This window comes from Streptomyces sp. NBC_00271, assembly GCF_036178845.1.
Classification (GTDB): Bacteria; Actinomycetota; Actinomycetes; order Streptomycetales; family Streptomycetaceae; genus Streptomyces.
The window spans coordinates 2,772,490-2,793,343 of the sequence record NZ_CP108070.1 but is presented as its reverse complement, the minus strand read 5'-3'; the positions used below and the strand labels follow the sequence as shown (position 1 = coordinate 2,793,343).

The window sequence follows — 20,854 nt, the reverse complement described above, 5'->3', positions numbered from 1 at the left end:
GAGGCAGAGGAAGATGGTCTACAGCAAGCAAGAAACGGCGGGCGCTCCGACGTGTTGTCACGCGGCCAGGTAATGCAGGATCCCGGTTGCGTCGACGCTTGATGTGAGGCTGTTTCCCATGTTCGATCCGGTCATAGCGCCCAGCGGTACGCTGCTCGGCCTGCTTCAGAGGGGCCGCGGCGACGGTACGCTGCACGCGCTCACCGCACCGCGAGCCGAAGCGCTCGCGGCACTGAACCACTGTGTGCTGCGCGATCCCCGCCACGACTGGCAGGTGGAGAACCGCTCCCTGTACTACGCCCGTCTCTACCTCGATCTGAGCGGTGAGCTCGACGAGATCGAGCGGCACCTCTTCGACGCCGAGGACATCCTCGACGACTGCGAGTCACGCACGGGGCTCGCCCTCGCGGTCCTCGGCCACCTCGCCTCGTACGGCAGGCGGGACGCCCTGGAACTGCTGCGCAGGTACGCCGCCTCGGGCACCAACTGGGCCTGGGCCCTGGACGAGCTGGCCCTGCGCGACGACGACGCGGGACTGCGCGCCCTCGCCGTGCCCGTCCTCGCCCGCTTCCCGGCCGATCCGGAGGGCGAGGCCGCGCTCGTCGCCCAGGTGCGCGACGCCTTCGAGCCCCGGCCCTGGCGGCTGTGGGCGGACGACTCCCGCGAATCCATCGCCACGCGCGTCCGAGCCGCCCAGGAACAGGGCTCCTTCGACCGATGGCAACGGCAGCTGCGCCCCACCGGACCACGTCCGGGGTGGAGTGTGCGGGCCGTGTTCGAGTGGGCCCAGCAGGGCCTCGACCGCGGAGCCGCGCTCCATGTGCCGGCCGCGCGCTGCCTCACGGCCGTCGCGGGCCCCGAGGACCGGCCCGAGATTCTCCAGGCCGCCCGGGACGGCGGCGACGGAGCCCGCTGTACCGCTCTGCGCTACCTCGCCGACAGCAAGGATCCGGACGCTCTCGACCTGATCGAGGCCGCCGCGACCGGCGGCACGGTGACCGTCGGGGAGGCCGCCGTCGACGCGTTCGAACGTATGCGCAGTGTCGCCGCCGTCGAGCGGGCCCGACGGTGGGCCGAGCGGCCCGACGCCCTCGGCGCCGCCGCGGGACGGATGCTCGCCTGCCGGGGCGGCACCAAGGACAGCGAACTGGTGCTGGGCGCCCTGCGTGAGGCCGTACGGGGCGAAGGCCCCGACGCACCCACACTCTGGACCCTCGTCGACGGAGCCGGACGCCTCGGCATCGTCTGCGCCGCACCCGTACTGCGCCATGTCTACCGGGAGACGGCGTCCTCCCATCTGCGCGGGCGAGCCGCCCGCGCCCTCGCCGCCACCGACCCCTCCTTCCCCGCCGGCTTCGCCGTCGAGTGCCTGTGGGACTGCGAGGAGTCGACCCGCGAGGTGGCCGCTCGACACGCCGAAACCGGTGACGCGCGCGTCGTCGATCAGTTGCGGCGGCTGGCGTCGGATCCGGCCGAGGAAGCGGAAGTACAGACAGCCGTTCGCAGCCGGATCGGGCCCGACGCACCCGCCGTGTGAACGCGAAGTGACTCGCGGGTCAGGAGGGCGTGGCCGCGGGCTGGCCTGGAAAAGCGTGCAGTACAACGCTCACGGGGCGTTCCCCGGTAGGAAAGATCGACGTTGACGCGGCCACGTCCAGCACGGCGACAACACGGGTATGCGTGTCGTCATCGTGACCGAATCCTTTCCCCCCGATGTGAACGGCGTGGCCCACTGCGCGCTCCAGACCGCCCGGCACCTCGTCGATCGCGGTCACGCTCCCCTCGTCGTCGCCCCGGCCACGGCGGCCGGGCACGGGCCCGACGCCCTCGCGCCGTGCCCCGTCGTCCGTGTCCCCTCCCTACCGCTCCCCGGCTACCCCCAGGTCCGTGTCGCTCTCCCCAGCCGACGCGTCGCCACCGCGATCACCGAACACCGCGCCGACATCGTCCACCTGGCCAGTCCCTTCATCCTTGGCGTCCGCGGCATGGCGGCCGCCGCCCGGCTCGGCGTCCCCGCCGTCGCCGTCTACCAGACCGACCTCGCCGGTTACGCCCGTACGTACGTGGGCGCGGGCGAAGCAACCGCCTGGCGGCGCATACGCTCCGTCCACGCCGCCGCCGACCGGACGCTCGCCCCGTCCAGCGCGGCCCTGCACGACCTGGAGGCACACGGTGTGCCCCGGGTGCGGCTGTGGCCGCGTGGTGTGGACACCGTCCGCTTCCGCCCCGAGCACCGGGACGAGGCCCTCAGGCGCGAACTGGCGCCGAACGGTGAACTCATCGTCGGCTACGTCGGCCGGCTCGCCCCCGAGAAGCAGGTCGAACTGCTCGCCGGAGCCTGCGGCCTGGAAGGCGTACGCGTCGTGATCGTGGGCGACGGGCCCAGCGAGACGAGCCTGCGCGAGGCGCTTCCCGGCGCCGTCTTCCTCGGGCGTCGCACCGGCGACGAACTCGCCCGGATCTTCGCCTCCCTGGACGTCTTCGCGCACACCGGCCCCTTCGAGACCTTCTGCCAGACCGTCCAGGAGGCCATGGCCAGCGGCGTACCGGTCGTCGCACCCGCCGCGGGCGGACCCCTGGACCTGGTCGCACACGGCCGTACGGGGCTGCTGGTGCCGCCCCGCGACGAGGCCGCCGTGCGCGACGCGGTGGGGGCGCTCGCCGCCGATCCGGCGCTGCGAGCGGCCTACGGCGCCGCCGGGCGGGCCACCGTCGAGGGCCGCACCTGGGCGGCCGTCGGTGACCAGCTCATCGACCACTACGCCGACGTGCTCTCCGCACGGACGGTGGTGGCGGCATGAGCCTGCGCATCGTACGGCTGGCCAACTTCGTCGCCCCCGCGTCGGGCGGTCTGCGCACCGCCCTGCGGGAGCTCGGCAGCGGCTACCTGGCCGCCGGACACGAGCCCGTGCTCATCATCCCCGGCGAGCGTGCCACCGACCGCGAGACCGAGCAGGGGCGGGTCATCACGCTGCCCGGTCCGCTGCTGCCCGGAACCGGCGGCTACCGCGTCCTCACGGACAAGCGGAGGGTCGCCCGCGTCCTGGAGTCGCTCGCGCCCGACCGCCTCGAGGTCTCCGACCGGACCACCCTGCGCTGGACCGGGGTCTGGGCGCGGCGCGCCCGGGTGCCCGCGGTCATGGTCTCCCACGAGACCGCCGACGGAGTGCTGCGGACCTGGGGGCTCTCCGAGGGAATGGCCCGCAAGGCCGCCGACGCCCTCAACATCCGTACGGCGCACACCTACGCGCGGGTCGTGTGCACCACGGAGTTCGCGGAGCGCGAGTTCGTCCGCATCGGGGCCCGCAATGTCGTACGGGCCCCGCTGGGCGTCGACCTGGTCGGCCGGCACCCCGGGCTGCGCGATCGCGAGGTGCGCGAGCGGTACGCGCGCGCGGACCAGGTGCTGCTCGTGATGTGCTCCCGGCTGTCCGTGGAGAAGAGGCCCGGTACGGCGCTCGACGCGCTGGAGGCGCTGCTGCGGCGGGGCGAGCGTGCCGTGCTCGTCGTCGCCGGGGACGGGCCGCTGCGGGCCCGGCTCGAACAGCGGGCCCGGGAGCGGCGACTGCCCGTCACCTTCCTCGGGCATGTCGCCGACCGCGCGCTGCTCGGCGCGTTGCAGGCCTCCGCCGACGTGTGCATGGCTCCGGGGCCCGCCGAGACGTTCGGGCTGGCCGCCCTGGAGGCGATGGCCTGCGGTACGCCCGTGGTGGCCAGCGCGGTGTCGGCGCTGCCGGAGGTGGTCGGGTCCGCCGGAGCCACCGCCGCGGACAGCGGGGACTCCTTCGCGGACGCGGTACGCCTGCTCCTGGGGCGCCCCGAGGCCGCGCGCAGGGAAGCCGCACGCGCGCGTGCGGAGTGTTTCGGCTGGGGCACCGCCGTGGAGGCGTTCCTCGCCGCGCACGACGCGGTGGTCGAGTCCCGGCCTCGCCTCCAGGAGGGCGTCGGATGAGACCCCTTCGGTTCGTCGCCCTCGGTGACTCGTTGACCGAGGGCGTGGGCGACCCCGTCGGCGAGGCCTGGCGGGGCTGGGCCGCGCTGCTCGTCGACGGGCTGTCCGACGGCCCGGACACGTCCGTGGAGTTCACCAACCTCGCGGTGAGCGGGGCCCAGACGCGCGACGTCCTGGAACGGCAGACCCCGGCGGCGCTGGCCCTGGGCCCGGACGTGGTGTCCGTCGTGATCGGTGTGAACGACACCCTTCGCTGCACCTTCGACATCCACGCCGTGGCCGCGCGGCTCGACCGGGTGTACGCGGCGTTCCGGGCCCAGGGCGCCGTCCTGCTGACCGCCTGCCTGCCGGATCCCGGCGCGATGCTCGGGCTGCCGGGGGTGCTGGCCAGGCCCCTGGCCCGGCGGCAGCGGGCCGTCAACACGGTCGTGCACGCCCTGTCCGAGCGCCACGGAGCCGTGCATCTGCACGCGGCGGAGGGTGCCTGGCTCATGGACCGCGCGATGTGGAGCGCGGACCGGCTGCACCCGGGGGAGCGGGGGCACCGGCAACTCGCCCTGCGCTTCCACGCGCTGCTCGAACAGGAGGGCATCGCCACCGGGGACACCCCCTCCGCCGAGCCGGAGTTCCCCGCGCCCACACGGTCGGCCAGTCTGTGGTGGCTGGCCACCGCGGGGACGGGGTGGGTGGCCCGGCGGTGCACCGACCTGCTGCCGCAACTGCTCACCCTGGCCGCCGCCGAGGTGCGCCACCGGGCGCGCGGCACCAGCGCCCGGCTCGACCTCAGTGCCTCGCACGCCGTGGCGTCCGCGCTGGCCGCCCTCTCGGTGGCGGAACAGCCGGACGCGGCATGACGGTTCGAGGCGGTGGGCCGACGCCCGTCAGCGGCGGCGTACGACCATGAAGCGCACCGGCGTGCCCGGGACCGCCTGAGCGGCCGCGGGGAGGTCGGCGCCACGGACCACCGCGATCACCGGGTACCCCCCGGTGGTCGGATGGTCGGCGAGGAAGACGACCGGTCTGCCGTCGGGCGGCACCTGCACGGCGCCCAGCACCATGCCCTCACTGGGGAGTTCGCCGGAAACGGCCCTCTCCAGTGAGGGCCCTTCCGTACGCAGCCCTATGCGGTTGCTCGCGGAGGACACCCGGTAGGTGCCCGTCGCCAGGGTCCGCAGGGCCGAGGCCGTGAACCAGTCGTCGCGCGGGCCCGGTGTCACCCGCAGGACCAGCTCCGAGGGCGGCCCCGGATGCGGAACCACGTCCACACGCGTGTGCACGCCGTCGGGGCGCCCCAGAGGCAGCACCGTGCCGTCCGTGAGCGGCGGCGGACCGAGCCCCGAGAGGAGGTCCGTGGAGCGGCTGCCGAGGACCGGATCCACGGCGACTCCGCCGGCGACGGCCACATAACTGCGTACCCCCGCGCGGGCCGGGCCGATGTCCAGCAGCGCTCCGGCGGGGACGCGCACGGGCGCTCCCCAGGGCGCCGGACGGCCGCCCACCGTGACCGGGCAGGGCGCGCCCGTGACGGCCACGGTGACCGCCGAACGCGGACGCAGGGCGCATCCGTTGAGCGTCGTCTCCAGTGCGGCCGCCTCGACGGGGTTGCCGACGAGCCGGTTGGCCAGCGCCGCGGCGGGTGCGTCCAGCGCGCCGGAGCGGGGCACGCCGAGGTGGGCGTGGCCGGGGCGGCCCCGGTCCTGGACGGTGGTCAGGGCCCCGGCGCGCACGACGGCGAGGGCCCGGTCGGTCATGAGCACCCCACCGGTACGAACCGGACGCGCGTCCCCGGGGCGAGCAGTGCGGCCGGCACGCGCGCGTGGTCCCAGAGCACCGTGTCCGTCGTGCCGATCAGCTGCCAGCCGCCGGGGGAGGAGCGTGGGTAGACGCCCGTGTACGGGCCCGCGAGCGCCACGGAACCCGCCGGAACCGCCGTCCGCGGAGTCGCCCGGCGCGGCACGTCGTACCGGGCCGGCAGCCCTGTGAGATAGCCGAAGCCGGGCGCGAACCCGCAGAAGGCGACTCGGAACTCGTCCGCCGCGTGGATCGCGGGCACCTCGTGCTCGGGCACTCCCCACAGAGCCGCGACATCCGCCAGGTCGGGACCGTCGTACCGTACGGGGATCTCGATCGCCTCCTCCGCGCGCGCGGCGTGCGGTGGGATCTCCCACCTGGGGAGCTGCTCCGCCAGCCGCCGGGGGTCCTCCAGACCGTCCAGGAGGACCGTGCGGGCCGCGGGCACGATCTCCGCGGCCGAGAGCGAGCCCTCGGCGCGGCGGCGCAGCAGTTCGGCGTGCAGGGCCTGGGCCGCCGCGACCGAGGAGACTTCGACGAGCAGGGCGTGGTCACCGACCGGCAGCGCCCTCGTGCCGCCGGTCGCCGGAGACGTCTGCGTGTCGTGGGCGGTCGGAACAGCCTTCATACGAAGGCCTTCACGTGGACACCCGAGGACTCCAGACGCGCGCGGACCCGACGTGCCAGGTCCACCGCGCCCGGGGTGTCGCCGTGCAGGCACAATGAGCGGGCGCGGACCGGGATGCGCGCCCCGGAGTGCGACGTGACCGTGCCGAAGCGGGCCAGGCCCAGCGAGCGCTCGACGACCGCCTCGGGGTCCGTGATCACCGCGTCGGCCTGGGTGCGGGGCACCAGGGTGCCCTGCTCGGTGTAGGCGCGGTCCGCGAACGCCTCCGTGGTGGTGGGCAGTCCGGCCTGCTCGGCCAGCTTCAGGAACCGGGAGGACGGGAGGCCGAGGACGGGCAGCGCGGCGTCCGCGAGCAGCACGCCCTCGACGACCGCCGCCGCCTGGTCCTCGTCGTGCACGACGCGGTTGTAGAGCGCGCCGTGCGGTTTCACGTACGACACGCACGCCCCGGCCGCGCGTGCGAAGACCTCCAAGGCGCCGATCTGGTAGGCCACTTCGGCCGCCAGCTCGTCGGGCGGCACGTCCATCGCGCGCCGCCCGAAGCCCGCCAGGTCGCGGTAGGAGACCTGGGCGCCGATCCGTACACCCCGCTCGGCCGCCAGCTCGCACACCCGCCGCATGGTGGCCGCGTCCCCGGCGTGGAAGCCGCAGGCCACATTGGCGCTGGTCACGACGGACAGCAGTTGTTCGTCGTCGGTCAGCCGCCAGCGGCCGAAGCCCTCGCCGAGGTCGGCGTTGAGGTCGATCGGGGTCATGAGGTGCGGTCTCTCCTTCGTAGGTTGTTCTCAGGCCACGCGGTACTGCTCGTCGCGGGCGTCGGTGAGGAACATCTGGCCCGGTGCGTGGGTGATGGCGAAGGGCGGGCGGGACGCCATCACGGCCGCCTGGGGTGTCACCCCGCAGGCCCAGAACACCGGGATGTCGTCCGGCTCGGCGTCCACCGCGTCGCCGAAGTCGGGGCGCGAGAGATCCTCGATGCCCAGCCCCGACGGCTCGCCGCAGTGCACCGGGCTGCCGTGCACGGCGGGCAGCAGGCTGCTCTCCCTGATCGCCGCGGCCACATGCTCGGGAGGGACCGGGCGCATCGACACCACCATCGGCCCGTGCAGTCGCCCGGCGGGGCGGCTCTCGCGCTCCGTCACGTACATGGAGACATTGCGGCCCTGCTCGATGTGGCGCATCGGGACGCCCGCCTCGGTCAGCGCCCACTCGAAGGTGAAGCTGCATCCGATGATGAACGACACCAGGTTGTCGCGCCAGCGGTCGATCACGTCCGTGGGCTCGTCGACCAACTCGCCGTGCTCCCACACCCGGTAGCGCGGGAGGTCGGTGCGCAGATCCGCGTCCTGGGCGAGCGGGGTGGTCCAGGAGCCGGCGTCCGTGACGTCGAGGACCGGGCAGGACTTCGGGTTGCGCGTGCAGAACAGCAGCATGTCGTACGCCCAGTCGGCGGGCACCGAGATCAGGTTCGCCTGGGTGTGGCCGGTGGCGACTCCGGCGGTGGGGCCGGACACGCCCGAACGGAACCTGGCGCGCGCCTCCTTGGGGGTCCACCGGTGCGCATGGCCGTCGATGTGGAGGAGGCTCGAAGGGCGTTCCTGGAGGGTGTGCTTCACAGCAGTTCCTTCCCACGCGTCTCGGGGAGTCCGATCAGTGCCAGGGCGGCGAGGGCGTAGCCGATCGCACCGAAGACCAGGGCGCCGCCCACACCCCAGCTGTCGGCCAGGAAGCCGACGGTGGTGGGGAAGGCGGCCCCCACGGCGCGCCCGGTGTTGTACGTGAAGCCCTGGCCCGTGCCGCGCACCGCTGACGGGTACAGCTCGCTGAGGAAGGAGCCGAACCCGCTGAAGATGGCCGACATGCAGAAGCCGAGAGGGAAACCGAGCACAAGGAGAAGCGTGTTGGCGCCGCTCGGAATGTTGGCGTAGGTGAGGATGCAGGCCGCGGAGAGGATCGCGAAGAGCAGGATGTTCCGTTTGCGGCCCAGTTTGTCGGTGAGATAGCCGCCGGTGAGGTAGCCGATGAAGGCCCCGGAGATCAGGAACGTGAGGTAGCTGCCGGTGCCGACGACGGACAGACCGCGCTCCGTCTTCAGGTACGTGGGCACCCAGGTGGCCAGCGTGTAGTAGCCGCCCTGGACGCCGGTGGAGAGCAGGACCGCGAAGAAGGTGGTGCGCAGCAGGCCGGGGCCGTCGGCCGAGGCGGGCTTGAAGATCGCGGCGAACGAGCCTTTCTCCGCGCTCTTCTCGCGCACGGCGGCCGCCTCCGGGGCGTCCTGCACCCGGCGCCGCACCCACACGACGAGCAGTGCGGGCAGCGCGCCGGTCCAGAACATCACGCGCCAGGCGAGGTCGTCGCCGAGGAACTGGAAGACCAGGGTGTAGACGATCACCGCCAGCCCCCAGCCGACGGCCCAGGAGCTCTGGATCGCGCCGAGCGTGCGCCCCCGGTGCCGGGCGCTCGAGTACTCGGCGACCAGGATCGCGCCGACCGCCCACTCACCGCCGAAACCGAGGCCCTGAAGGGCACGGAAGACCAGCAGCGTCTCGTAGTTGGGCGCGAAACCGCAGGCCACCGTGAACACCGCGTACGTGATCACGGTGATCATCAGTGCCTTGACACGTCCGATCCGGTCCGCGACGACACCCGCGATCGCGCCGCCGACCGCCGAGACGACCAGCGTGACGGTGGTGAACAGACCGGTCTGGCCGCTGTCCAGGCCGAAGTACGCCGCCAGCGCGACCATGCTCAGCGGCAGCGTGAAGTAGTCGTACGAGTCCAGGGCATAGCCGCCGAACGCGCCGGCGAACGCCCTGCGGCCCTGCGGACCGAGGGCGCGCAGCCAGGCCAACGCGCCGTCGTCCGAGGAGAGTTCACCCGCTTCGGGGTGTGCGCCGGTGGTCAGGGCCTGTGGTGGAGGGGTCGTGCTCATGGGCACCTCGCAGTGGGAGGACGGAGGGTGCTTGAGGACTGAGCCGTGCCGTGCGGAAGTCGTCGGCGCTCGGGTGAGCGGGTGGCGCCGTGTGTAGCAAGGTAGAGGATCGTTGAACGATCCCTCAATACCCGTGTTGTTTCGTTCTTATTTCTGCGATTGAATTCCGGGCATGGCAGAGCTGACGGGACTGGCCGACGATCGCGCCCTGCTGGGCCGCACCAGCACCGCCGAGCGGGTCTCGGACATCCTCAGGAGCCGTATCGCCGAGGGGTACTTCCCGCCCGGGACACGACTGTCCGAGGACAGCATCGGCGGGGCGCTCGGCGTCTCCCGCAACACACTGCGCGAGGCGTTCCGGCTGCTCACGCACGAACGACTCCTGGTGCACGAGCTCAACCGCGGGGTCTTCGTACGGGTGCTGACCGTCGAGGACGTCGAGGACATCTACCGCACCCGCACCCTCGTCGAGTGCGCCGTGGTCCGAGGCCTCGGCGAGCCGCCGTACGCCGTGGACGACCTCGCCCAGGCCGTCGCCGACGGGCAGCGGGCGGCGCGCGAAGGTGACTGGAAAGGCGTCGGTACGGCCAACATCCACTTCCACCGGGAACTGGTGGCGCTCGCCGGGAGCGACCGCACCGACGAACTGATGCGCAGCGTCTTCGCCGAACTGCGCCTCGCCTTCCACGTGGTGGCCGACCCACGGCGGCTCCACGAGCCGTACCTCGCGCGCAACCATGAGATCCTCAAGACGCTCCGGGCGGGCGACCGTGACGGGGCCGAGCAACTGCTCGCGGTCTATCTCGACGACTCGCTCACAGGGGTCGTCGAGGCCTATGCGCGGCGGGTCGCCGACGGGGCGCAAGGGATCGGCTGAGCCGGGTCGTGGTTCTCGGGGACGGCCGCGGCGGCGGTTCGCTCCGCCGCACTCGCCGCTGCCCTCGTGAGGTGGCGATCGCGAGGCGCTGTGTGAGCCGGTGTGACGTGCGGCGCGCAACCGGCGTGAGGCGCTGTGTGGAGTCCGTGTGACGTGCTGCTGACGTGCTGCGTGGAGCTGGTGTGACGGCGGTCGCTTCTGCGTCGTTTCGACCGTTGTCAGACCGAGGACCTAGTCTGTGCACCGTGACTTCGCCTGCATCGACGGACAGCGTTCCGCCCCAGCTCAGCGCGGGGCCGCGCCCCGCTCCGGGCCCGGCCGCCGACGAGGGCCTGGCGCGGCGGCTGCGCGCGCTCGCATGCACGGCGCCGCTGCACGACCTCGATGTGCGCAAGGCGAATCTCGCGGGCGAGTACACGGTGTACGGGATGGCCGAGGTGGCCCTCGCCGCCATCGACCTCGTCACACTGAACATGGACTTCGACACGGGCGCCGACCACGACCAGATAGTGGCCCGGCTCATCCCGCGCATCGCCGCGCAGGCCCCGCAGCGCCCCGTCGCCGAGCACGAGCGCGTGGCCAGGTGGGTCCTGGAGAACCTGATCAACGTCGGCAGCGTCGACCGCGGCTTCCGGGCCGTATACGGCACCTTCGCCCCCGACGGCTCCTATGTGCGCCGCGACTACGACTTCAAGCTGATCGAGGAGGTGCCCGGGTACGGGGGGACCGTCTACCTCCGTACGACGGACGAGGCGGTCAACGTCCTCGTCGGCGCCCTCGACACCGACGTCACCAGCGCGCAGATCGCCGCCGAGGTCAAGCTCGAGGTGCTGATCAGCCGCGGCCGCCTCGCCGACGCCCAGCTCGCCGCCGAGCAGGCCCGGTACCGGACCGTGCAGTACTCGGAGACGCTCCGCAGGGCGCTCGACGCGACCCGGCGCAATGTGCGGGCCGTCGACTGGCTCCAGGCGGTGCCCGACATGATCGCCGAGGCGCTCGACCACGTCGCCGACCGCTACCGCCACGAGAACGCGATCCTCACCAACATCCGCAAGGCCCGCGACGAGTCCGAGGACCCCGAGCAGAAGCGTCGCGCCGCCGAGCTCGTCGACATCGTCAAGGACTGCATCCGCCGGCACACGCAGTTGCAGTCACGGCTCCTGGAGGCCGGGCCCCTGTTCCGCGCCGAGCAGGACCGGCAGGCCTTCGCCACACCCATGACGACCTCGGGGATCGACCTCTACGGCCACCTCGTGGCGCCCGTTCTGCCGCTGCCCGTCGCACAGGCTCGGCGCGTGACGGACGCGTTCTTCGGGCGCGGGACGGGGCTGCGTACGCCGGTGGCCGTACGGGTGGGGGATCTTGTCGAGCTCCTACTGACACCGCCCCTGGAGCGGGAGCACCTCGGTGCGGAGATGCCCGAGCCGGACCTGATCGCCACGCCGGACGACAGTCGGTTCAGTGAGGAGCAGCTCGCCTCCGCGATGGAGCTGCTGGATCTGCCGGCGGACGCGCCGCGACGGCTTTCCGGGCTGCTGGCCGAAGCGCGCCGCCGGGATCCCGAACTTCCCTACCTCGTCGCCCTGTTGGCCGTTCACGCGGCCAGTCCGCCGGTCGGCACCGCGTATCGGCAGGGTGAGGAGAAGCTGTTGTTCGCCGTGGATGACGGGGTCGAGCTCGATGATCCCGAGTTCGGCGGGGCCGATCTGATAGTGGGGATGGCTTTGCTGGACGCGGCGGGGATGGCGGCGGATCGGTCGTGAATCCCAGCCTCGTAACTCTGTACAAGGAGCCTCTGTCGTGACCGAGCAGCACGTCGAGTGGAGTGAGCCGGATGCCGTCGCCGCGCCGGCGAACGCTCCCGTCACACCCGCCGACGCCGCCGACGCGGCGCGGCTCGTCGCCTTCGGGCTCCAGCCCAAACTGCAGCCCGCGCGGGACCAGGAGTACGCGGAGCTGTTGCGGCGGTACCGCGAGGACCCGGCGTTCGCCCGGCTCGCCGACGCCGTGGCCGCCGGGCTCGGGCTGGTCGTGCTGGAGGTGTCCCCGCGCGCGGGGATGGCGGTGACGGCCGCCGAGGACTCGGTGTTCGCCGTCCGGATGGGCGACTACGCCCGCCGTACCTCGGCCGACTCCGCGGACCGCTTCCTGCACGGCCTCGCCCACCTCGCCGTCGCCGCGATGGCCTTCCCACGCCCCGAGGACCTCGCGGACGACGGGTACATCGGGCGGGTCTCGGTCAACGGCGTCGACGCGTTCGTACGACAGGCCTGCCGCCGTCTGGAGGAGCGGGCCGAGCAGCAGGGCGAGAACACCGATCCGGCGACCGAGGCGCCCGGCCTGGAGGCGGCCTGGCGGATCTGGGCACGGCGCAGCTCCACCGGCGCCACCAAGGACGCGCGAAGACTGTCCGGTTCGACCACCGGCATCATCGGCAAGGCCGTCGCCTTCCTCACCGACTCCGGATTCCTCCAGCGGACCGGGGACGACTCCGGGGGGACGTACCGGACGACGGCCCGCTATCAGCTCCAGGTGCGGGACATGGCGGGCAGCGCAGCGATGGCCGAGCTCCTCGAGCTGGGCGTCGTCCCGGTGACCGACGGGACCCCGACGCTGCTGCCCGCCGAGCACACCGACGACTTGGAGCTGGTGGCCGACGCAGGCCTGCCGTTCCACTCCTGAACCCACCCTCCGCTACGTATCTCCCCTACGCATCCGAAGACTTACTACGAGAGTCCGCCGCCATGTACGAGCTGTCCCGGGTCCGCCTCTACTCCATCGGGCCTGCTGGCGCGCGCTATGCCGACACCGTCCTTGACCTGAGGGGTGTCGGCGAGCCCGTGCCCGACCCCGCCCCCACCCAGGCGGAGTTCTTCGAGGAGGAGCCCGTCGGGCCGCCGCGCCGGCCCGCGCCCGCGGGCGTGCTCTTCCTGGAGAACGGCGGCGGCAAGTCGGTGCTGCTCAAGCTGATCTTCTCGGTGATGCTGCCGGGCCACCGCAACACCCTGGGCGGCGCCAGCTCCGGTGTGCTGCGCAAGTTCCTGCTCGCCGACGACTGCGGCCATGTCGCGCTGGAGTGGCAGCACACGCTGACCGGCGAGTGCGTCGTGGTCGGCAAGGCCAGCGAGTGGCGGGGACGGCAGGTCTCCAACGACCCGCGGAAGTTCGCCGAAGCCTGGTACTCCTTCCGGCCCGGTCCCGGCCTGAGCCTGGACAACCTGCCCGTCGCCGAGGCGACCGCCGTCCGGCCGCCCGTCGAGGGCGCGTCCGGCGCGCAGGGACGGCGGCGCACCATGAAGGGCTTCCGCGACGCCCTCACCGAGGCCGGAAAGGCGTATCCGCACCTCGAAGTGCACTGGGAAGAGATCCACGACCGCTGGAACGAGCATCTGACGGATCTCGGCCTCGACCCCGAACTCTTCCGCTACCAGCGGGAGATGAACGCCGACGAGGGTGAGGCCGCCGGTCTCTTCGCGGTCAAGAAGGACTCCGACTTCACCGACCTGCTGCTGCGCGCGGTCACGGACACCCGGGACACCGACGGGCTCGCCGACCTGGTCGGCGGCTTCGGCAACAAGCTGGGGCGGCGCGCCGAGCTGATCGCCGAGCGGGACTTCACGGCGGGGTCCGTGGATCTGCTCGGCCGGATCGTCGAGGCCGCCGAGGCACGGGCACGCGCGCGTGACATCCACGCGGGCGCCGAGCGGCGTACCCGCACCCTGGCCCGGCGACTGTCCGCGCGCGGCGTGCGGGAGCGCGTCCGCGCCGGTGAGCTCGCACAGCGCGTGACCGCCGCCGCGTACGCCGTCACCCACGCCGAGGGCGCGCGCGAGCGCAGCGCCCTCATCGCCGCCGAACTCGCCTACCGGCACGCCTCGTTGGCGCTCGCCGGGGCCGAGAAGTCGGCGGCCGCCCAAAAGCGCGAACTGGCCGACGCGCGCACCCTGCACTCCTCCTGGCAGGCCGCCGAGCTCGTGCTGCGGCACCGTGCCGCCGCCGACCGCTCCGCGCGCGTGGCCGCCGCGATCCTCGAGGCCGAGCGGGACGCCGCGCCCGCGCTCGCCGCCCGCGCCAAGGCCGCCGTCGACCTCGTCCGCGCGCTGCACCGCGCCGCCGATGGCGCCGAGGCGCTCGCCAACGAGGAGGAGGAGCGCTCCGCCGGACTCCAGGAGGTCGGCGAGACCGCGTACGCCGACTCGACCGCCGCGGCCACCGCCGCCCAGCGCGCCCGCAGCGAGGTCGGACATCTGCGCCAGCGCCTGAGCGAGGTCGAGCAGGAGACCGCCGAGGCGGTCCGCGCCGGCTGGCTCGACGACAGCGCCCCCGACGCCGACCCGGCTCGCGCCGCCCTCGCCGCCAGCGACGCCGAGAAGACGGCCGTCGCGGCCTGGGACACCGCACGGGAGGCCTCGCGACGGGCCTCGGAGCACGGCCGCGAGGCGGCGTCCGTTGAGTCCCGCGCCGAACTGACGGCCGCCCGCGCGGCGGACGCGGCGACGGCGGCCGAGCGCGCGTACGACGGCGAGCGCCGTACGGCCGAGGCACTGGCGGGGGAGGAGCGGCTCGCAGAGCTGCTCAGCCTGCCGGGTGCCGTCGGAACGCGGCACGGCGGGGTACCGGTGCCCCGGACGGCCGGGGATGCCGCTGCCTCCACCGGCCACGGCAAGGGCGGCGACACCGGCCGAGGCGCCCGCGGCAACTCCGCCGACGTCTGGGCGGAGACCGAAGGCGCCCTCACGCCCGAGGAGTTGGACCAGTACGCCGACGAACTGCGCGAGCTGCTCGACGACTCAGTCGCCTCCGCCGAGCGCCAGCTCTTCGAGCTGCGCACCGCGGCGGCCGACGACGCCCGGATCCTCGGCGCCCTCGGCGACGGTGGACTCCTGCCGCCCGGCCCCGACGTGCTGGCCACGGTCGAGTACCTCGGTGAACACGGCATCCCCGCCCTGCCCGGCTGGCGCTATCTCGCGCAGGCCGTCGACCCCGTCGATCACGCGCGCGTACTGGCCGCCAGGCCCGAGCTCGTCGACGGTGTGATCATCACCGACCCGGACACCCACGCGCGGGCCCGTGAGGCGCTCAGCGAAGCGGCGCTGCTGCCGCGCTCCGCCGTCGCCGTCGGCACGGCCGCCGCGCTGCTCGCCCCGACCCCGGCCGCCGACACGGGCGACGGCGGCGTCTTCCTCGTACCGCCGAACCCAGCCATGCACGACGAGCACGCCGCCGACGAGGAGCGGCGGACGCTGCGTACCCGAGCGACCGAGCGGGACGAGGAGATCCGCATCCTCGCGGCCCGGCTCGGCAAGGACCGGGAGCTCGCGGCGCGGCTCGCCTCCTGGCGCACCGGCTGCCCCGCCGGGCGGCTCGTCGAACTGGCCGCGGCCGCCCGGGACGCGCGCGCGTTCGCCGAGGAGGCCGAGGCCGAGCTCGCCGAGGCGCGCACCGTGCGAGCCGAGGCCGACGAGGCGGCGGCCGAGGCGGCCCTCGTGCGCGACGAGCGCCAGGACGCCGCCCAGCGCGCCCGGCGCGCGGCCGACGCGCTCGCCGGACTCGCCTTCCGCCTGCGCGAACGCGCCGGCTGGCAGGTCAAGGTGCGCGAACTCGCCGACGAGGCCACCGAGTCGGAGGCCCGCGCCCAGGTCTGCCTGGAGCGCGCCCGCGCCGCCGACGAGGACCGCCGCGCCGCCCAGCGCGCCGCCGACGACGCCCGCCGCACGGCCCGCGCGCTGCGCGCCGAGCGCGCCGAGATCGCGGGCGCCCCCGACGACGTACCGCAGGACGCGTCGGAGACGGCGAAGTCCTCGCTGCCCGCCCTGCGTGAGGCCTACCGGGCCGCGTCACAGCTGTACGAGAAGGTCGGCGTCGGCGCCGATCTGCGCGCCGAGCAGGCCCGCGCCGAGAGCGACGAGACCGCGGCCCTGGCAGAGCTGGACCGGCTCAGCAACAAGGTGCGCACGCGCGCCGCACAACTCCTTCAGGCGCCGGACGGTTCCGACGGGCCGTCCCGGCAGGCCGCGGCCGCTCGTGCCGAGGAGCTCGTGCAGCTCCTGGAGACTCGCATGTCCACCGCGAGCGAGCAGCTCGGGCGGCTGCGCGGCGAGGCCGAGCGGCACGCGCCCGAGGACGGCGAGGCCCACACCGAGCTGTCGCAGGAGCTGGTCCCGCGCGACGCCGAGCACGCGCAGTCGCTGCTGCGCACGGCCACCGGTGAACTCGCCTCCCGCGCCGAGGCGCTCAGTCAGGCCCGCGAGGCGCACGCCGAGCTGCTCGACGCGCACCGCGCCGCCGAGGACGCGGCCGGTGGCTTCGACGAGACGGCCGCCCTGCTCAGGGACCTGCTGCGGGAGCACTCCGACGAGGAGCAGGAGGAGCCCGAGCCCTACCCCGGCACCCTCGAGGAGGCCCGGCACTCCGCCGCCGAGACCCGCCGCTCCCTGCGTGGCTGCGCCGCCGACCTCTCCGCGGCCGAGGGCGCCGTCCGCGAGGCGAGCGACATCCTCGTACGGCATGCCAACTCCAACCGGTACGAGCAGGTGCGCACCCCTGCCCGGCAGCAGATCCGTGAGCTGCCCGCGTCCGCGCTGCCCGAACACGCCCAGAAGTGGGCGGACGCCTTCGCGCCCCGACTGCGGGTGCTGACCGACGAGTTGGCGCAGCTGGAGCGCAACCGGGACTCGATCGTGGACCGGCTGCGGGGGCTGGTGGAGTCGTCGCTCGCCACCCTGCGGTCCGCGCAGCGGCTGTCCCGGCTGCCGGAGGGGCTCGGGGAGTGGTCCGGGCAGGAGTTCCTGCGCATCCGCTTCGAGGAGCCCGATCAGGCCACGCTCGCGGAGCGGCTCGGCGAGGTCGTCGACGAGGCCACCCGCGCGGCGGTCAAGAAGAACTCCGACATGCGGCGCGACGGCATGTCACTGCTGCTGCGCGGAGTCAGCGCCGCCCTCGAGCCGAAGGGCGTCGCCGTCGAGATCCTCAAGCCGGACGCCGTACTGCGTGCCGAGCGCGTGCCCGTCGGGCAGATGGGTGACGTCTTCTCCGGCGGTCAGCTGCTGACCGCGGCCATCGCGCTGTACTGCACGATGGCCGCGCTGCGCAGCAACGACCGGGGCCGTGACAAGCACCGGCACGCCGGCACGCTCTTCCTCGACAACCCCATCGGACGCGCCAACGCGACCTACCTGCTGGAGCTGCAGAGGGCCGTCTCGGACGCGCTCGGCGTCCAGCTCCTCTACACCACCGGCCTGTTCGACACGACCGCGCTCGCCGAGTTCCCCCTCGTCATCCGCCTGCGCAACGACGCCGACCTGCGCGCCGGGCTGAAGTACATCAGCGTGGAGGAACACCTCCGACCGGGACTGCCGCGAGAGGCTCCCGCCGGGGAAGCCGTACATACGGAGATCACGGCGACACGGATGTTCAAGAGGCCCTCACCCCAAGGGACCTAGCGGTCCTCCTTCAAAAGGTCCGCGCACTTCTCGCCGATCATCATGGTCGTGATGCAGGGGTTGACGGAGATGAGATCCGGCATCACCGAACCGTCCGCGACCCGCAGCCCCTCGACCCCCTTGACCCGCAGCCGCGCGTCGAGCGGGGCCGAGGAGTCGTCGTCCGCGCCCATCTTCACGGTGCAGGACGGGTGGTAGACGGTGTTGTGGGTCTTGTGGATGTAGTCGAGCAGTTCGTCGTCCGTCCGTACGTCCGGCCCGGGGGCCAGCTCCGCGCCCGCCCAGCCGCTCAGCGCCGGCTGGGAGGCGATCTTCCGCGCCAGTTTCAGCCCGTACGTCATCACGCGCACGTCGTGCTCGTGCGTGAAGTAACGCGGATCGACCATGGGCTTGTCCCGGTAGTCCCGGGTGCGCAGTCGCACCGTGCCGCGTGACTTCGCGCGCGTCACGTTCGGCGTGAGGCAGAAGGCGTTCTCGGACGTCGGGAACCCGTGCCGAGCCGTGTTCATGTCGAACGGCACCGAACCGTAGTGGTACATCAGGTCGGGCCGGTCCAGGCCCGGTTCGGTGTCGTAGAAGATGCCCGCCTCCCACCACTGGCTGGACGTGGTGGGCATGGGCTGCTTGGCCTCCCACATGATGACGCCCTCGGGGTGGTCCTGGAGGTTCTTGCCGACCCCCGCCGAGTCCACCACCACCTCGACCCCCACCTCGCGCAGATGCGCGGCGGGCCCGATGCCCGACAGCATCAGCAGCTTGGGAGTGTCGATGGACCCGCAGGACACGATCACCTCGCGGCGTGCGCGCACCGTCCGGGTGTGGATCAGGTCCGGGTCCAGGTACTCGGCGCCCACACAACGGCGGCCGTCGAGCACGAGCTTCTTGGCCCGTACCCCGGTGCGCACCTCCAGGTTCGGCCGCTTGCCCATGACCGGATGCAGATACGCGACCGACGAGGACTGCCGGATGTTGTTCTCGTCGGAGTTGATCTGGAACCAGTTGGCGCCACGGACCACGGTCTTGCCGGTGTTGAACGCGGTGGTCGCAATGCCCGCCTGCGCACACGCCTCCAGCAGGGCGAAGCCGCAGGGGTCCGCGCCCTTCAGCGTGCGCAGTTTCACCGGGCCGGTGCGGCCGTGGTGGTCGCCGGGAGCGTCGTTCGACTCCAACCGCTGGTAGAGCGGGAAGAGCTCGGCCGCGCTCCACCCCGTACAGCCCGCGGCGGCCCAGTCGTCCAGGTCCTCCGCGGGTGCCCAGAAGGCGATGCAGGAGTTGTGCGAGGAACAGCCGCCGAGCACCTTGGCGCGGGCATGGCGCATGAAACTGTTGCCGCTGACCTGCGGTTCGACCGGATAGTCCCAGTCGTATCCGGACTCCAGCAGTCCCATCCAGCGTTCCAGCTTCAGGATGTCGTCGTCGCCGACGTCGCTGGGGCCCGCCTCGAGGACGCACACGGTGACGGACGGATCCTCGGAGAGCCGGGCCGCGACCACGTTGCCCGCGGTGCCGCCGCCGACCACGACATAGTCGAACTCATCGACGTTCATGGGGAGTTGACCTCCTTGCTTTGCTCTTCGGTCGGTCGTGTGACGGTCCTTCAGTCGGTCGCGGGGGTCGCGGGGGTCACGGGAGTCGCGACGGAAGCCGTCGCGGAGGCCTGGAACTGGTGCTCGGCGAGCACCCCGGTCCGGTGCCGCTGCACGAACCAGTAGTAGGCGAAGCCGCCGCCCGCGACGACGCCCACGAACAGGACGGCACCCCAGCGCAGGTACCAGTGGTACGGCGCGGCCGCGTTGTAGACCGCGGAGCGCGGCCAGATCAGGTTGATCGTCATGACCGCGCCCCACACCACGGCGACGATGTTGACGAGCAGCCCCCAGCGGCCGAGCGAGAACTTGCCGTCGCCCGCGGGCTGCCACTTGCCACGCAGCCGTGCGACCAGCATCGGACCGGTGACCAGCAGATATGCCAGGTAGATCATGATGATGCCGATGCTGGTGACCACGGTGAAGATCTGCGGCTGGCGGATGTTGACCACCAGGATCGCCAGTGCGAGCACACCGATGATCACGGTCGGCAGGACCGGCGTCTGGAAGCGCGCGTTGACCTTGGCCAGCTTCGAGGAGGCGGGCAGGTTGTTGTCGCGGGCCATCGCGAAGGCCAGCCGGATCGCCGCCGTGTGCACGGCCAGGGCGCACACCGTGACCGCGATCAGGACGCACCACAGCATCGCCTTGCCGGCCGTCGGGCCGAGCACGTCGAGGACGATGTACTGCAGACCGTCGGTGGAGAGCTTGTCGCCCTTGAGGCTGGAGACGCTCATCAGCGCGAGCAGCAGCACGAGCCCGCCGAGGACGAACGAGGCGACGATGGCACGGATGATGGCGCGCGGCGCGTTGCGCGACGGGTCGAGGCACTCCTCACCGAGCGAGGAGGCCGTGTCGAATCCGTACATGACGTACGCGGACGCCAGGGAGGCCACCAGGAACGCGCCGAGGTAGCCGAACGACTGCCCGTGGCCGGTGCCCTGGGTGTCCATCACCACCTGCGGGCCGCGTGTGATGTGCACCGCGAACAGGATGATCAGTACGACGGTGGCGATCAGCTCGATGAAGACGCCCGCCGTGTTGATGGTCGCCATCAGCTTCACACCGAAGGCGTTCACCAGGGTGGTGAACAGGATCAGTACGGCCGCCAGCAGAACCGCGTTGGTGGCGACGTCGTACTTGCCCGTGCCGTCACCCACGAACTGGAAGGTGGAGGAGATCTGGGGAAGCGTCAACTGATAGGCGAGTGCCACGGCCGAGATCGACACGATCGACGCGAGCAGCATCATCCAGCCCGCGAGCCAGCCTATGTGCGGATTGCCCACCTTCTTCGACCAGTTGTAGACGGAGCCGGCCACGGGATAGCGGGCGGCGAGCTCGGCGAAACAGAGGGCGACCATGAACTGGCCGATGAAGACCATCGGCCAGGACCACCAGTAGGCGGGGCCACCGCTGCCGTAGCCGAAGTAGAAGAGCTGGAAGGTTCCGGTGAGGATGGAGATGTAGCTGATGCCGGCGGCGAAGGTGTGGAAGTTGCCAAGGGTGCGCTTGAGTTCGGGCTTGTAGCCGAACTCGGAGAGTTCGGCGTCGTCGTTCTGCTCGGTCGCGGGTGGATGGGTGGTCATGAGCGGCCTCCTGGATCGAGGGAGAGGGGCGCGGCTCGTGCGGGTGGGTGGGGGGAATCA

15 protein-coding genes are annotated in these 20,854 nt (G+C 72.6%); 8 read left to right on the top strand and 7 right to left on the bottom strand.

Annotation, left to right across the window (positions count from 1 at the left end; all coding sequences use genetic code 11):
* The first annotated feature begins 118 nt into the window (after positions 1–118).
* The 4 genes from OG798_RS13135 to OG798_RS13120 all read left to right on the top strand — a co-directional run bounded on the left by OG798_RS13135 (position 119) and on the right by OG798_RS13120 (position 4,806).
* A complete protein-coding gene (locus tag OG798_RS13135) occupies positions 119–1,537 on the top strand; it encodes a HEAT repeat domain-containing protein (protein ID WP_328757035.1) in 1,419 nt (472 codons plus the stop codon).
* Positions 1,538–1,676: 139 nt separating this feature from the next.
* Positions 1,677–2,801 carry a glycosyltransferase family 4 protein gene (locus OG798_RS13130; RefSeq protein WP_121416751.1) on the top strand — a complete coding sequence of 375 codons (1,125 nt, stop codon included), beginning with the start codon at positions 1,677–1,679 and terminating at the stop codon, positions 2,799–2,801.
* Positions 2,798–3,952 (top strand): glycosyltransferase, encoded by a 1,155-nt coding sequence (locus OG798_RS13125; RefSeq protein ID WP_095855852.1) that lies wholly within the window; start codon positions 2,798–2,800, stop codon positions 3,950–3,952. Before OG798_RS13130 ends, OG798_RS13125 begins: the two co-directional genes overlap by 4 nt.
* Positions 3,949–4,806 carry an SGNH/GDSL hydrolase family protein gene (locus OG798_RS13120; protein ID WP_097226458.1) on the top strand — a complete coding sequence of 286 codons (858 nt, stop codon included), beginning with the start codon at positions 3,949–3,951 and terminating at the stop codon, positions 4,804–4,806. The genes OG798_RS13125 and OG798_RS13120 overlap by 4 nt, the downstream gene beginning before the upstream one ends.
* Before the next feature lie 27 nt (positions 4,807–4,833).
* Here the strand turns inward: OG798_RS13120 and OG798_RS13115 are convergent, their stop codons facing one another.
* Genes OG798_RS13115 through OG798_RS13095 form a run of 5 tightly spaced genes read right to left on the bottom strand, consistent with a single transcriptional unit; the run spans position 4,834 to position 9,303 of the window.
* Positions 4,834–5,703 (bottom strand): biotin-dependent carboxyltransferase family protein, encoded by an 870-nt coding sequence (locus OG798_RS13115; protein WP_328757032.1) that lies wholly within the window; start codon positions 5,701–5,703, stop codon positions 4,834–4,836.
* The gene (pxpB, locus tag OG798_RS13110) at positions 5,700–6,371 is read right to left on the bottom strand and encodes a 5-oxoprolinase subunit PxpB (protein WP_328757030.1); all 672 of its coding nucleotides are present in this window, start codon (positions 6,369–6,371) and stop codon (positions 5,700–5,702) included. The genes OG798_RS13115 and pxpB overlap by 4 nt, the downstream gene beginning before the upstream one ends.
* Positions 6,368–7,126, bottom strand: a complete 759-nt coding sequence (locus OG798_RS13105) for a LamB/YcsF family protein (protein WP_328757028.1) — start codon at positions 7,124–7,126, stop codon at positions 6,368–6,370. The genes pxpB and OG798_RS13105 overlap by 4 nt, the downstream gene beginning before the upstream one ends.
* A 30-nt stretch (positions 7,127–7,156) precedes the next feature.
* A complete protein-coding gene (locus tag OG798_RS13100) occupies positions 7,157–7,987 on the bottom strand; it encodes a putative hydro-lyase (RefSeq protein ID WP_328757026.1) in 831 nt (276 codons plus the stop codon).
* Complete coding sequence (locus tag OG798_RS13095) at positions 7,984–9,303, bottom strand: MFS transporter (protein ID WP_261686380.1); 1,320 nt, start codon at positions 9,301–9,303, stop codon at positions 7,984–7,986. The genes OG798_RS13100 and OG798_RS13095 overlap by 4 nt, the downstream gene beginning before the upstream one ends.
* Positions 9,304–9,475: 172 nt before the next feature.
* On the opposite strand from OG798_RS13095, the gene OG798_RS13090 reads away from it, so the two are divergent.
* The 4 genes from OG798_RS13090 to OG798_RS13075 all read left to right on the top strand — a co-directional run bounded on the left by OG798_RS13090 (position 9,476) and on the right by OG798_RS13075 (position 17,622).
* Complete coding sequence (locus tag OG798_RS13090) at positions 9,476–10,180, top strand: GntR family transcriptional regulator (RefSeq protein WP_121416755.1); 705 nt, start codon at positions 9,476–9,478, stop codon at positions 10,178–10,180.
* A 245-nt stretch (positions 10,181–10,425) separates the two neighbouring features.
* The gene (locus OG798_RS13085; protein WP_095855860.1) at positions 10,426–11,943 is read left to right on the top strand and encodes a hypothetical protein; all 1,518 of its coding nucleotides are present in this window, start codon (positions 10,426–10,428) and stop codon (positions 11,941–11,943) included.
* A 37-nt stretch (positions 11,944–11,980) separates the two neighbouring features.
* The gene (locus OG798_RS13080) at positions 11,981–12,862 is read left to right on the top strand and encodes a hypothetical protein (RefSeq protein ID WP_097226463.1); all 882 of its coding nucleotides are present in this window, start codon (positions 11,981–11,983) and stop codon (positions 12,860–12,862) included.
* A gap of 62 nt (positions 12,863–12,924) precedes the next feature.
* Entirely contained in the window at positions 12,925–17,622 is a 4,698-nt protein-coding gene (locus OG798_RS13075) for a hypothetical protein (RefSeq protein WP_095855862.1), read from the top strand.
* On the opposite strand, the gene OG798_RS13070 is transcribed toward OG798_RS13075, so the two are convergent.
* Together OG798_RS13070 and OG798_RS13065 are read right to left on the bottom strand one after the other, a co-directional pair.
* Positions 17,619–19,169 carry a GMC family oxidoreductase gene (locus OG798_RS13070; protein ID WP_328757022.1) on the bottom strand — a complete coding sequence of 517 codons (1,551 nt, stop codon included), beginning with the start codon at positions 19,167–19,169 and terminating at the stop codon, positions 17,619–17,621. The genes OG798_RS13075 and OG798_RS13070 overlap by 4 nt on opposite strands.
* Positions 19,170–19,219: 50 nt before the next feature.
* Positions 19,220–20,794, bottom strand: coding sequence for an APC family permease (locus OG798_RS13065; RefSeq protein ID WP_121416759.1), 1,575 nt, complete (start codon positions 20,792–20,794; stop codon positions 19,220–19,222).
* Positions 20,795–20,854 lie beyond the last annotated feature (60 nt).